At 48.8% G+C, this 12,928-nt stretch carries 13 protein-coding genes; 3 read left to right on the plus strand and 10 right to left on the minus strand.

Features of this window, described 5'->3' with window-relative positions; genetic code table 11:
• Window positions 1–6 precede the first annotated feature (6 nt).
• Both rocF and EAO37_RS06100 read left to right on the plus strand, forming a co-directional pair.
• A complete protein-coding gene (rocF, locus tag EAO37_RS06095) occupies window positions 7–972 on the plus strand; it encodes an arginase (protein ID WP_120944567.1) in 966 nt (321 codons plus the stop codon).
• 10 nt (window positions 973–982) lie between these two features.
• Window positions 983–2,131, plus strand: coding sequence for an FAD-dependent oxidoreductase (locus tag EAO37_RS06100; RefSeq protein ID WP_120952397.1), 1,149 nt, complete (start codon window positions 983–985; stop codon window positions 2,129–2,131).
• On the opposite strand, the gene EAO37_RS06105 is transcribed toward EAO37_RS06100, so the two are convergent.
• Window positions 2,128–3,006, minus strand: a complete 879-nt coding sequence (locus EAO37_RS06105) for an outer membrane protein (protein WP_120952400.1) — start codon at window positions 3,004–3,006, stop codon at window positions 2,128–2,130. The two genes, EAO37_RS06100 and EAO37_RS06105, sit on opposite strands and share 4 nt — an antisense overlap.
• A 109-nt stretch (window positions 3,007–3,115) precedes the next feature.
• On the opposite strand from EAO37_RS06105, the gene EAO37_RS06110 reads away from it, so the two are divergent.
• Window positions 3,116–3,862: a hypothetical protein gene (locus EAO37_RS06110; RefSeq protein WP_120944561.1), complete on the plus strand. Its 747-nt coding sequence runs from the start codon at window positions 3,116–3,118 to the stop codon at window positions 3,860–3,862.
• Here the strand turns inward: EAO37_RS06110 and EAO37_RS06115 are convergent.
• Genes EAO37_RS06115 through EAO37_RS06155 form a run of 9 tightly spaced genes read right to left on the minus strand, consistent with a single transcriptional unit; the run spans window position 3,846 to window position 12,832 of the window.
• The gene (locus EAO37_RS06115; RefSeq protein ID WP_240451752.1) at window positions 3,846–4,688 is read right to left on the minus strand and encodes a glycosyltransferase family 1 protein; all 843 of its coding nucleotides are present in this window, start codon (window positions 4,686–4,688) and stop codon (window positions 3,846–3,848) included. The genes EAO37_RS06110 and EAO37_RS06115 overlap by 17 nt on opposite strands.
• Window positions 4,689–4,696: 8 nt before the next feature.
• A complete protein-coding gene (locus EAO37_RS06120; RefSeq protein ID WP_120952403.1) occupies window positions 4,697–5,065 on the minus strand; it encodes a hypothetical protein in 369 nt (122 codons plus the stop codon).
• Complete coding sequence (gene rlmN / locus EAO37_RS06125; protein ID WP_120952405.1) at window positions 5,062–6,135, minus strand: 23S rRNA (adenine(2503)-C(2))-methyltransferase RlmN; 1,074 nt, start codon at window positions 6,133–6,135, stop codon at window positions 5,062–5,064. The genes EAO37_RS06120 and rlmN overlap by 4 nt, the downstream gene beginning before the upstream one ends.
• Complete coding sequence (locus EAO37_RS06130) at window positions 6,135–6,983, minus strand: glycosyltransferase family 25 protein (protein WP_120952408.1); 849 nt, start codon at window positions 6,981–6,983, stop codon at window positions 6,135–6,137. The genes rlmN and EAO37_RS06130 overlap by 1 nt, the downstream gene beginning before the upstream one ends.
• A complete protein-coding gene (gene glmS, locus EAO37_RS06135) occupies window positions 6,983–8,791 on the minus strand; it encodes a glutamine--fructose-6-phosphate transaminase (isomerizing) (protein ID WP_120952411.1) in 1,809 nt (602 codons plus the stop codon). The genes EAO37_RS06130 and glmS overlap by 1 nt, the downstream gene beginning before the upstream one ends.
• Before the next feature lie 9 nt (window positions 8,792–8,800).
• Window positions 8,801–9,040 (minus strand): DUF2443 family protein, encoded by a 240-nt coding sequence (locus tag EAO37_RS06140; RefSeq protein WP_120944553.1) that lies wholly within the window; start codon window positions 9,038–9,040, stop codon window positions 8,801–8,803.
• A gap of 2 nt (window positions 9,041–9,042) precedes the next feature.
• The gene (locus EAO37_RS06145; protein WP_120944551.1) at window positions 9,043–10,020 is read right to left on the minus strand and encodes a KpsF/GutQ family sugar-phosphate isomerase; all 978 of its coding nucleotides are present in this window, start codon (window positions 10,018–10,020) and stop codon (window positions 9,043–9,045) included.
• Window positions 10,020–11,051 (minus strand): peptide-methionine (R)-S-oxide reductase MsrB, encoded by a 1,032-nt coding sequence (msrB, locus tag EAO37_RS06150; protein ID WP_205589756.1) that lies wholly within the window; start codon window positions 11,049–11,051, stop codon window positions 10,020–10,022. Before msrB ends, EAO37_RS06145 begins: the two co-directional genes overlap by 1 nt.
• A 2-nt stretch (window positions 11,052–11,053) precedes the next feature.
• Window positions 11,054–12,832: a ribonuclease J gene (locus EAO37_RS06155; RefSeq protein WP_120944707.1), complete on the minus strand. Its 1,779-nt coding sequence runs from the start codon at window positions 12,830–12,832 to the stop codon at window positions 11,054–11,056.
• Window positions 12,833–12,928 lie beyond the last annotated feature (96 nt).

Raw genomic sequence — 12,928 nt, forward strand, 5'->3', positions numbered from 1 at the left:
GAACAGATGATTTTAGTGAGTTTGGCAGCAGAGTTAGGGGCTTCTAAGCAAGGGAGCAATCAGGGCGTGCAAGAGCTCAGGCGGGCTTTAATTGACTCTTATCCTGAGATCACCGAACACATGGTGCTCATCCGCCAAAAGCAATGTTTGTTAGACACTTTCTTTAGATTCGCCAAGAATTTTGAAGACTACTTTGTCTTTTGTAGGGACACCTTGATCCCCAAAATGCACGGGGTGTTTAAAAGCAAGAATTTCCCCTTGATCTTGAGCTCAGAACATGCCAATGTCTTTGGGATTTTGCAAGCCTTGCGCGGAGTGCACCCAGATAAGAACATCGGGGTGCTATACCTAGACGCGCATGCGGACATCCACACCGCTTATGACAGCGATACCGGGCATTTGCATGGCATGCCCTTGGGGATGTTGATTAACCAAGTCCACTCAGGGCATAACCAACTCAATGCTAGAGAAGAGCACTTTTGGCAACAACTATGCCACTTAGGCATAGAGGGGGGCGCAAAAGCCTTTGATCCGCGCCATTTGGTGTATTTTGGGGTGCGTAGCACGGAGCCTAGCGAGGATGCCATGATTGCCACGCACCATATTCCTTTATTTAGAGTGCCAGACATCCAAGCGGACATGGAGGGGTGTGTGCGCCAAGCGCAAGCGGCGTTAGCAGAAGTGGACTTGGTGTATCTGAGTTTAGATTTAGACATCATGGATGGCAAACTCTTCCACTCTACGGGGGTGCGCGAAAATGGAGGGCTACGCCCCGAAGAATTAAAAGCCTTGCTGGTGTTGCTCCTAAAACGCTTTGCGCCCAAATTAGCCGCCCTAGAGATCACCGAATACAACCCTCAAGTGGGCATTCAAGAAGACGCGCCGGTGGTCTTAGAGATTATCCACAGCGTGGTTAAGCATTTGTGCAAAAACGCCAAGGTGCGATCGAATAAAATCTGTAGTTATTGCTAGGGGGGGGTGTATGCTAAGTGTGGGTTTACCCAAAGAGAACATGGATTTAGAGGCGCGTGTGGCACTTGTGCCAAAAGATGTGGCTTATCTTATCCAAAACGCGCCCATAGAGTTATGCGTGCAGGAGGGGGCGGGGGTGTCAAGCGGGTATGAGGACACGGCTTACGCGCGCGCTGGGGCGCGCCTTGTTAGCAAGCAAGAGGCATGGGCGCAAAGCGTGGTGGTCAAATGTAAAGAACCCCTAGAGGAGGAGTATGCGCTTTTACAAGAGGGGGCGACTTTATTTAGTTACTTGGATTTGGCTTATAACAAACCCCTAGCCTCCATGTTGGTAGAAAAAAAGATTCTCTCTATCTGCACAGAAACTATCGCGGGTCCCAAGCACAATTACCCCATCTTAGCCCCTATGAGTGTGCTAGCTGGGCAATTAGCCGCGCATTTGGTGCAACATTATTTGCTAGGCTTAGAGCATTTGCCCGGGGTCTTTGGGCTTGGAGTGATGCTAGGCGGGTTGGCTGGGCAGGCGCGCGCTAAGGTGGTGGTTGTAGGCGGGGGCGTGGTGGGGTTAGAGGCGGCTAGGGCGTTGAGTCTGATGGGGGCGCGTGTGGTGGTGTTAGAACTCAATTACGCCAAATTGCAAGATCACCCCTACACCTATTTGCACCATTTAGAAGTGTTGAGTGTGAATGAGCCAAATATTCTCTACGCCCTAGAGGGAGCGGTAGGCTTAGTGGGTGCGGTGTTACAAACCGCTACAGCCACGCCCAAAGTGATTTTAAAACGCCATTTACAGAAGATGCAAAAGGGCGGGGTGGTGATCGATGTAGCTTGCGATTTGGGCGGGTGTGTGGAGAGCATCCGCCAAACTAGCCACTCCAACCCGCTTTACTTGCAAGAGGGGCTTTTGCACTATGGCGTGCCCAATATGCCCGGTGTGGTGGCTAAAAGTAGCTCGATCGCCTATAGCCATGCCAGCATGCCCTATTTGCTCTATTTTCTCCAACATGGCTTAAAGGGATTTTTGCAGGCTAATACCCCCATCGTGGCAAACACTCTAGGGGGCTTGAGTGCCTATCAAGGCTATCTTACCCAAGAGGGGATCGCGCGGGCTTTCAATTTGCCCTTTAAATCCCCCCATGCTGTGCTAGAGCAACTTTAAAAGTTGTAGACATAGTTAGCAAAGACGGCGATCACACGGCGGAAGGCGAAATCCACCTTGACGCTGTCCTTGATATGGAGTTTGAAGATGGGATCATTGATGACAGGGACGCGCACGCCCACTTCAAACCCGTTGTGTTGACTCAAATTGGCGCGTAGCCCGAAGTTAAAGATGAACTGCACCCAGTTGTTAGAAAAGCTCGCCGTGTTGCCATTGCGGTTATAGCTGTCCGCCATAGCCTTGAGTTGCTTGTTCACATTTTGGCAAATCATCTGCCAGCTCCCAGAACTGGCGAACTGTTGCCCCACACAGCCCCCATGGACGCGACCATTCCCCATAGACCAAGAACTCCCCCCAATCATCGCGCCCCCAAAGACCCCGACTACATAGTCCTTTTTCTCAAAGAAGTTCAATAGCACATCCACACCCGCGCCATAGAAATAATTAGAGAGAGAACCCCACACAGCAGGGGAGAACGCGCTCCTATAATTGCCTCCCTGCCCGCTAAACAAGCCATAGTAGCGCAACCCAAAACGCTTTTTCTTCCCAAAGAACTGCTTGTAACCCACTAGCACATCCATCCCATAGAGGTTGCCCGAATAAGTGCCCTTGTTTTTAAAGAGCGTGCTAAGCAATTGCTGTTGGTTTTGTTGGCAATTTGCCGGAGCGGACGCAGTTGGACCGCTGATATTACACAGCACATCTTGATCTAGCGCATTAGGATTAGTTGTGGAGTTGGTGATGGGGGTGCTAGCCATATCAGAATACTGGAAACCCGCCGCGGCAAAGGCTCCATTGCGCTCCGCACTCAAGGGGGCTAGGCTTAAGAGTGTAAAGGCGGTGGTGGTTAAAAGTTTGCGACTCGTGCTTGACATGAAACTCCTTGTTTCTATTAAAATAAGGGCTCTATTTTAAAGAAAAATAAAAATGTTGTCAAGAGAGGAAATCTGTTATACTAAAGGCATTTTTTAATCAAGGAGTGGCATGGATTGGCGTTTGTGGTGTGTGGGGGTTTTGGGTCTTTGGGCTTGGGGGTGCATGGGCTTTTTTCCCTTCTTTGCGCTCTCTTCACTCTCTTCAAATAACCAAGATCAACTGAGCGATTTCACGGTTTCTAAACAGGGCGATGTAACTTACTACACCCGCCTAGAACCCCCCAGCTTTGATGACATCCCCCAAACCCCCGCGCAACCAGATATAGGGCTCTCTTCTCAAGACATCCAAGGCACGCCCATCCCCAATAGCGTTGAAATCCGCCGTAGCGACTTACTAGCCGAAGTGCAGGACACGCAAGCCCAAGAGGCTAAACTCCCCCCACCAACCCAGCAATCTTTCCATACCCTATTGAATAATTGCGCCAAAAACGATCTCTTCAACCAACTAGGCGCGGGGCTAAAAATCAAAGCTAGCGAACAAGCCCAATGCGCGCGCTTGCAACAGCGTTATTTTGCGACCCTAGAGGAACATTACAGCCATTTAACCCACTCCCACACCACCCTTTTACAAGATATTCTAGGGGCTTGCCACACCCGTATTAGCAAACAAGCCGTGCTGCAAAGCGCGTTTTTCAAACGCCTAGAGCCCACACTAAAGGGGCGCAAACAACGCGTTTTGCTAAAAGAGCTCACACAAGCCAAGCCCTTGAGTCGCCAAAAACTCCACGCCTTGCTCCAACAACCTAATTTAGGCGAGCGTTTTTATCGCTGCCAATACTTTATCCACGCGCGCTAGGATTCTCCAAGAGGTTTTCTATGACTTCTATATGCGCTTGCATGCTTTTTTTCAAGTCAAATTGTTTAACCCGTTTCTTCCCCCTAGCAATGCAAGCAGCGCGCAAAGACTCATCTACTAGCGCGCGCTCTAGTTGTGTGGCGATGTCTTGGACACTATAGGGATCGCAGTAAATGCCCGCATCGCCTAGAACTTCTGGCATGCAAGAAACATGGCTGGCTAAAACCACCAAGCCCGCCTCCATCGCTTCTAGCATGGGCAAACCAAAGCCCTCAGCCAAACTACCATACCACAATACCCTAGCGCTCTTATAAAGGCTAGCAAGGAGCGCATCAGATACAAAGCCTAGATCTACAACAAAGCTTTCGCCCACCATTTCTAAAAAATTTTCATCTATATTCCACTCCGTGCCCGTTAGTGCAATTTTGTAGCGCGCTTGCAAATCTGTGGGCAACAGTTTAAAGGCATTGATGAGATTTTTGAGGTTCTTACGCTTACCCTTAGCCCCCACTGCTAGAATAAAGCCTTGTTCTTTTAAAGCAGGAGGCAAGGAGCAAGGTGTTAGAACGCTGTAATTTCTTAGTCCATGGGGGATAACATGGATTTTAGCCCCCATGTATTGCGCGTGGTTGAGAATGTCCTGTTTGACACAGGCACTAAAGCAAATAATCTCACAACTGCGTTTAATGAGCGTTTCTAAAGGCATCTTTAATGAGGCTTGTGTTTGCGCGTCCAAGCACCATTCTGGGCTAAAGGGGACATCGTGGATAATCCCCAAGATATTTGCCTCAATGTGCGCAAGGATACTTGTAGATTCATCGAGCAATTTAGGCTCTATGTAGAGAGAGAGAGAGAGAGAGAGAGAGAGAGAGAGAGAGAGAGAGAGCGGTAGAATGCGGTCTTTTTGCGTTGCAAATGGCGTTGTAAATAGGCGTGGTAGTGTTTGGCAAGAAAAGTCCTCAAAATTTTACGCACAACCCGATTGAACAAAGAAGATCTGGAGGCTTCTAGGGCTAATTTTGCTATTTCTAGGGCTTTAATACTTGGATAGAGTGTGTAATCTGCATAGAAGTGCAACACAATATCCTCTCTATTTGAAAATGCTTTTTCTAGCGCACGCGCCAAAGCACAGGAGTAAACCCCAATGCCTGAGGGGTGTTTTTCCATCAAGGACGATGCGTTGATGATGAGGTGTTTTTTCATGACTCTTCCTTTGTGAGGCGTTTTTCTCTAAGTTGCCCGCAACCAGCCGCGATGTCCTGCCCTTTAGAAATGCGAATGGTGCAGAGCAAACCCTTTTGATTGAGAAAATCCGCGAAAGCTTGCACCCTCTCTAAGTCTGGGCGTTGAAATTTAGAATGGGGGGTAGAATTGTAGGGGATGAGATTGATCTTAGCCTTAAGCCCATTGAGCAGTCTTAATAAGTCTTTGGCGTGGCTTAGCGAGTCGTTGGTGTCTTTAATCATCAAGTATTCAAACATCACCCGCTTGCGTTTGTCTAGGGGGAAAGCTTTGAGCGCGCTAATCAAGGATTCTAAATTGTAAAGCTTGTTAATGGGCATCAGTTTGGAACGCAGGCTGTCATTGACCGCATGCAAAGAGATCGCCAACTGCACGCCCAAATTGAGCGCGCCTAAAGTTTGCAGGGCAGGCACGACCCCGCTTGTAGAAATGGTGATGCGTCTAGGGGCAATATTGAGCCCTTCATGGGTGCTTAAAATCTCTAGCGCGCGCACCACCTGTGTAAAATTATGCAAGGGCTCGCCCATGCCCATAAAAACTAAATTGATCCCCCTAGTGGGTTCTAGCTGGTGGGCACGCTTGAGGGCGACCACCTGCTCTACAATCTCGCCCGCGCTTAAATTGCGCACAAAGCCCCCCTTAGCGGTCGCGCAAAACACACAGCCTACCTTGCACCCAATTTGACAACTCAAGCACAGCGTGATTTTCTCTTGTGTTTCTCCCTGCTTAGCTTCTCGCATCACCATGTAAACACTCTCAAAACTATGCCCATCAGAGGTTTTAAAGAGGTATTTCACGCTCTTATCTGCGCTTTGTTGGCACTCTAGTACCTCTAGGGGGCGCACCTCAAAATCGGCATGCAATGCCTCCTTAAAGGCTTTGGGGAGATTGTGCATTTGATCTAGGCTAGCATAACGCTGATAAAGCCACGCATAGAGTTGTTTAGCCACAAAGGGTTTAAAGCCATGTTGCGTGCAATAGTTTTGCCATTGCGCCAAAGTGAGCGCATACAAAGAGGGTTTGTTTTGCATTAAAAACGCCTAAAGAGGAGATTAAAGAGGTGGTAACAACACAGACGGACTTTTAAGACATAATTACACAGACGCAACCACAATGAGAGGTCTTTAAGCCGCCCTCTAAAATGCTGGGTGCTGGCATGGGGCACTTGAGTGGGGATATTTTCAACCAGCAGAGCGTAGGATTTTAGCGTGAGGGTTTTAGCATGGTGGGTGTAGTGCGCGTCCATGTAAGTGTCCACGGGCAAAACCCATTGAGGCGGGCAGGCTTTTAAGAGTTTTTGTGCGCCCTGTGGGCTTAAAATATAGCCCTGTGTGCCCATCCCCCCATAGGGGCTAAAAATCCAATCAAAATAATGGGTGAGCGCGCTTTTGATTTGATGGTGCTTGAAATAGAGCGAAAAGAGACGCACAACTTGGGCTTGTCCAGTATTGATCGCCTCCAAACTCAAAGCGCACTTTTCATAAAAATCAAAAGTAGGTAGGACATCATCTTCTAACACAATGATGGGCTTTTGCAACTTGACGCACTCCTGCCAAAGCAAAAAATGGCTAGCAAAACAGCCCAGTTGCCCCAAACTCTGAAAATTCACCCGCATGCGCAAGGCAAGGCGCATAAGTTCTAGGATTTGGGCGCGCTTAGGGATACTGGGGGCAAAGTCATTAAGCACGGGATGGGTGTGCTTGAGAGTGATCCCCCCCTTAGCAAAATCCTCTTTACCATTGACTCCCTCAAATAAGGCGATCTCAAAGGCATCAGGGGTGCGCGATCGCTTTAGCAGATAGTCCAAATGCCATAGCAAAGGCGTAACATCTCTGCTACTCTGGCTCAAGTGGATGATATAAATAGGGGTCGCGCCCATCACTCTACAGTTACACTCTTGGCTAAGTTACGCGGTTTATCCACATCTAAGCCTTTGAGTTGTGCCATCTCTAGGGCAAAGAGTTGCAAGATCACCAGCATGTGAAAAAACTCGGGCATGTAGTGATCGTAGGCGCGGGTTTGGATTTGAAAGGTGGCATTAGATATAGGCGTGGGGCTCAAGGCAAAAATGAGCGAATCGCGCGCGCGCAATTCTTCTACATTGCTTAAATTTTTGGCAAATAAGAGGTGTTGGGGGAGTAAAGTGGTGCTAAGCAAGCTAGAGTCGGCTAGGGCAATGGGACCATGTTTCATCTCTGCGCTAGCATAACCTTGCGCATGCACATAGGCGATCTCTTTGAGTTTGAGCGCGCCCTCTAGGGCTAGGGGGTAAAAGACCCCCCTACCCATGAAAAAATACCCCTTTAAATCCCGCTCTAGCATTTGCGCGCTAATCTCACGCACGCGCTCGTGCAATTCCAACCCCTCTTGCATCGCCTTTAAGCTGGCTTGCACGGCTTTAATTTGTGTTTGTAGATCCTCTGTGCTTAGGGTGCGCCTCTCTTGGGCTAATTGCAATGCCAACAGCCATAAAATCAAGACTTGACTTGTAAAGGCTTTGGTAGAGGCTACGCTACGCTCTAGCCCTGCATGGGTTAACAGCAAGCCATCCGCCATGCCTGCCATGCTCGAACTTTGGGTGTTGCAAAGGCTAAGGGTTTTTAAGCCCAAATTTTTGGCTAGGCGCAACGCCTCTAGGGTGTCCGCACTCTCCCCACTCTGTGAGATCGCCATAAAAAGCTCGCCCTCTTGGGTGGCAAAATGCCCATAGCGGTATTCACTAGCTAGCTCGACCTGCACTTTCACCCCGGTTAAACTCTCGATCAAATACTTGCCCACTAGCCCGGCGTGGTAACTTGTCCCACACGCGCTAATGCTAATACAGCTCACCCCTTTTAAAAAATCTGTGGGTAATTCCAAACACACGCGATCAGCGCAAAGTCGCCCTAGCAAACTTAGCACTTTGGGTTGCTCGTAAATCTCTTTTTCCATGAAAGTGCTAAAACCCTCTTTATCGCTCTGTTGGGTGGTGCTAACTGGTTGCACCTCTCCTAAGGCTTGCAAATCTAAGGGCTTGGTAACATCTAACACCCCTACACTCCCCTCCTCCAAGCGCACCATGTAACTTGCATGCCCACAAAGCGCATTGGGCGCGCTAGCAAAATACACCCCGCCCTCACCCGTGGCAATGAGCAAAGGCGAGTGTTTTTTGGCATAAAAAATACAATGAGGATAGTGCTCACAAATAAGCAAGATCGCATACGCGCCCTCTAGCCTAGCGATCGTTTCTTTAAAGACTTGTAGGGCTTGTTCTAGGTTGCTAGGGGGGTTTTGCTCTAAATTCTGCTCAAATAAATGCACCACCACCTCGCTATCAGTTTGGCTAGAAAAAACATGCCCTTTTTGTTCTAATTGCGCTTTAAGCGGGGCGTAATTTTCAATGATCCCATTGTGCACGATCGCGCTGGAGCGGTAGGCATGCGGGTGGGCGTTTTGCGTGGTGGGTTTGCCATGGGTTGCCCAACGCGTGTGGGCGATCCCCACCCCTAAGCCCTGTGTGTGCACCCCCTGCACTAAGTTTTCTAGTGCGCTGATTTTGCCACTGGTTTTAAACACCTGCAAGCGTGCGCCCTCCCCTAGCAAGGCTAACCCCGCGCTATCATAACCCCGATACTCTAACTCTTTAAGCCCTCCTAGCAACAGCTCTACTCGCTCTAAAACGCCCAAATAGCCCACAATCCCACACATGCCAAACCTTTAAAAAACTAACATTTCTTTTTTGTATTTATTGAGCGCGTTAATACACTCCTTAAGCTCCTCCACATGCTCGCTAATTTGGGTGTAAAAAGCCATGTCCAAACTCTGTGGGATGTCTAAACTCCCGCGCTTCATCAAAATAAAATCGCTTAAACTCACATTGGCTAGCTTTAAGAGTAATTCTACCTCCTCTTTGGCGTTTTCAATATCTTTAATGAGTTGTTCTAAGCGTTCAAACATCGCTACTCCTTGATGTCTTTAAGTCCTAAGGCTAGCAAAGCGTGTAAGTGCACCACCCCTAGCACTTTTTTATGCGCGTCTAGCACGATGAGTAAAGAGATTTGGTGGGTTTCTATGAAGTCTAGCGCGTCTAGCACTAACATATCTGGGTCTTGGATGGTTTTGGGCTCTAGGGTCGCAAAGGCGCGTGCGGGGGCGCAGCGATCAAAGTCTGCCTGCAGGAGCGCGCGCCGAATATCCCCATCGCTTAGCACCCCTACAAGTTCTTGATTTTCATTGAGCAAAAGCGCGTTGCCCAAACCCTGATGGGTGGCTTCTAGAAGGGCTTCATGCAAAGAGGCTTGTGCGCTCACTAGGGGGAGGGCATGGGTGCGATAAATGTCGCGCACGCGTAGGTGCATTTTTTTACCCAGCAAGCCCCCCGGGTGGTAGCGCGCAAAATCGCTTTGGGCAAAGCCCTTATATGCCATCAAGCACACCGCCAAAACATCGCCTAAGGCTAGGCTTAAGGTGGTGGAGGTGGTGGGCACCATGTTAAAAGCACAGGCTTCTTTGTCAATGTTTAGGCTTAAGTGGTGCTTAGCCAGCTTGCCCAAGGAGCTATTAGGGCTTTTGCTCATCGCCACCACGCCCCCACTTTTTATAAAGCGCAACGCCTCTAAGAGTTCCACACTCTCGCCCCCATAGCTAATGGCTAAGATGACATCTTTTTCCCCCACGATCCCCATATCTCCATGCAGGGCTTCAGTGGGGTGCAAAAAGATCGCCCTAGTGCCCGTGCTAGTGAGAGTAGCCGCGATCTTGCGCCCGATATGCGCGCTCTTACCCACCCCCATCACCACCACTAGGGGCGCGTTGGCTAGGCATGTGATCATGGGCTCTAATTTGGCATGATTTAAAGATTCTTTAGTGCGTGTGAGCGCATCTATGGCTAGATCGAGTGTATGAGAGGCAAGCGCGCCATAATCTAGGGAGCGCATTAACGCTTAATCTCTTGCTTAACTAAGGCTTTTTTGAGCATGGGCACTAAATAGCCATAGCCCTTAGCCTCCATGTCCTCTAAGGGGATGAATTTGAGCGCCGCACTATTGATACAATAGCGCAAGCCCCCCAACTCTTTAGGTCCATCCTCAAAGACATGCCCTAAATGCGCCTTGCCTACACGGCTACGCACTTCGGTGCGGATACGATTGTAGCTGGTGTCCTTTTCATACCCCACCACCTCTTTACTAATGGGTTTAGCAAAGGCGGGCCACCCACACCCGCTATCAAATTTGTCTGTAGAAAGAAACAAGGGCTCGCCGGTGGTAATATCTACATAAATCCCGGGTTTAAACAGAGTGTCATACTCGTTTTCAAAGGGGCGTTCTGTGTAGTTCTCTTGGGTTACCTTGTATTGTAAATCTGTGAGTTGTTTTTTGAGCGTGGCTTGATCGGGCTTGTGGTAGTCCTTAGGGTCGATCACCACCTCATCAGCCTTTTTGAGATCAATATGGCAATACCCCCCCGGGTTTTTCTTCAAATAGTCTTGGTGGTATTCCTCTGCGACTACGAAATTTTTAAGGGGTTCTAGCTCAATGCGCACCTTTTGTTGGTAGTGGCTTTGCAAATTGGCTAGGGCTTTGGCGATGATGGGTTCATCTTTAGAATCGGTGTAGTAAATCCCGGTGCGATACTGCCTGCCCCTATCATTGCCCTGTTGGTTTAAACTGGTCGGATCGATCACCTTGAAATAGTAGAGCAAGAGTTTATCTAGGCTAATTTCTTTAGGGTCAAACTCCACCTTCACCGTTTCAGCGTGGTCGGTGTTATGCAATTCGTGGTAGTTGGTTTGATCGCTCTTTCCATTAGCATAGCCCACTAGCGCGTTTTTCACCCCATAAATGCGCTCCATATACGCCTCTAATCCCCAAAAACACCCCCCTGCTAAGTAAATCGTATGCATGCCTCTCTCCTGTGCACTTTGTAATGCCCCCATTGCCAACAACACCCCTAACACCCACGCGCGCATGGCTAGCTCACAAAGACATGGCTGACAATAGCCGGGTATTTCTTGGTGTGCTTGAAAAGGGCTTTACGCAAGAAATGCCTTACACTCTCATCTAAGGACTTGTGATTGCCCAGCACATCTTGGCGTAGGGCTTTAATGTGCAAGCCTAGCGAATCTTGCAAATCCTCTAAGAAGTGGCGCTCTTCTTTGAGATTGACAATCCCCACACTGCTAATTTTAGAATGGGGCATCAAGCTTTGGGCTTCTTTAGAGATGAATAACACCGCGCTAAGTAGTCCGGCACTAGCGATCTCCAAGCGCTCATCTACGATTTTTTGCTCAATGCTGACATTGTTGGTGTTGTCCACATAGTGTTTGCCACTCTTGATACTCTTAACCTTGCGCATAAAGTTAGGATTGACCTCCACTTGATCCCCATCTTCCATCAGATAGATATTTTTCTCCGGGATTCCGCACGCCATCGCGGTTTCTTTATGCTTGGCGACATGGTTATACTCCCCATGCACGGGTAAGAAAAACTTAGGCTTGATGAGGCGCAACATCAGCTTTTGCTCCTCTTGGGCGGCATGCCCGCTCACATGGATGTCAAAGGCATGGTGCACCACTTGGGCATCTTTTTTCATCAGCAAGTTTAAGATACTAGAAACGCTGGCTTCATTGCCCGGGATCGCCTTAGCCGAGATGATGACTAGATCGCTAGGCTTAATGCTAATATGGCGGTGTTCATCGGTTGCCATGCGATAGAGCGCGCTCATGGTTTCTCCCTGCGAGCCCGTGGTTACAATAAAGACCTCATGATCGGGGAGCTTTTCTACCTCATGGGCTTCAATGAAAACCTTAGAGGGCAGGTGGATATAGCCTAACTCTCTAGCGATATCTAGGTTTTTCTCCATAGAACGCCCAATCACAGCGACCTTGCGGTTATGCTTGAGGGCATGCTGAATTGCCTGATACACCCGGTGGATATTAGAGGAAAAGGTGCTCATAATCACGCGCCCCTTAGCACTCTTAAAAAGGTTTTCAAACACAGGTCCCACGCTAGTTTCACTAGGGGTAATGCCCGGTTTATAAGAATTGGTGCTATCACTCAGTAGCAACATCACCCCCTGTTCGCCATAATAAGCAAGCCTATAGAGATCGCTGGGCAAATTATCCACTGGGGTGTGATCGATTTTAAAATCCCCGCTATGGATGATTGTGCCCACTTTGGTTTGGATGGCTAGCGCGCTCGCGTCAATAATGGAGTGGGTGATGTGAATCCACTCCACAATAAATTCGCCAATTTGAATGGGCTGGCGTTTTTGCACCATTTTAAAGAAACTCTTAAACTTCTTGAGTCCATGTTCGTCAAATTTATTGCCGATCATCCCCAAGCTTAAGGGTGTGCCATAGAGAGGGAATTGCAATTCTTTAAAGAGATAGGGCACAGCCCCGATGTGATCCTCATGGGCATGGGTGATGAGCACGCCTACAATCTTATCTTTAATGCTGTGCAGATAGCTAAAATCTGGGATGAGAATATCCACCCCATGCATGTCCTCACTAGGAAAACTCATGCCCACATCAATGATAATCGCTTGGTGCATGGTTTCAATGACCATCATATTCCCCCCGATCTCGCCTAAGCCCCCTAGAGGGGTAATTTTAAGGCGGGCTTTGACATTGAGGTCTAATTTGTAATGGGGGTTTAAATGGTTGATGTGAATCTTATTATTGGTTTCTACCCCGGCTTTGAGCTCCTTATGAAAGCCCAAATTGCCCCGCTCATTGGCTTTAGTGATGTTTTTTACCCCGACTTGCTCAGGGTGCTGGGCGTGGTGTCCTCTGCCCTGTTTAATGCGGTTGGGGCGGGGGTGCTTTTGGGGGGGGGTGTTGGT

This window comes from Helicobacter sp. L8, assembly GCF_003660355.1.
Taxonomy (GTDB): Bacteria; Campylobacterota; Campylobacteria; order Campylobacterales; family Helicobacteraceae; genus Helicobacter; species Helicobacter labacensis.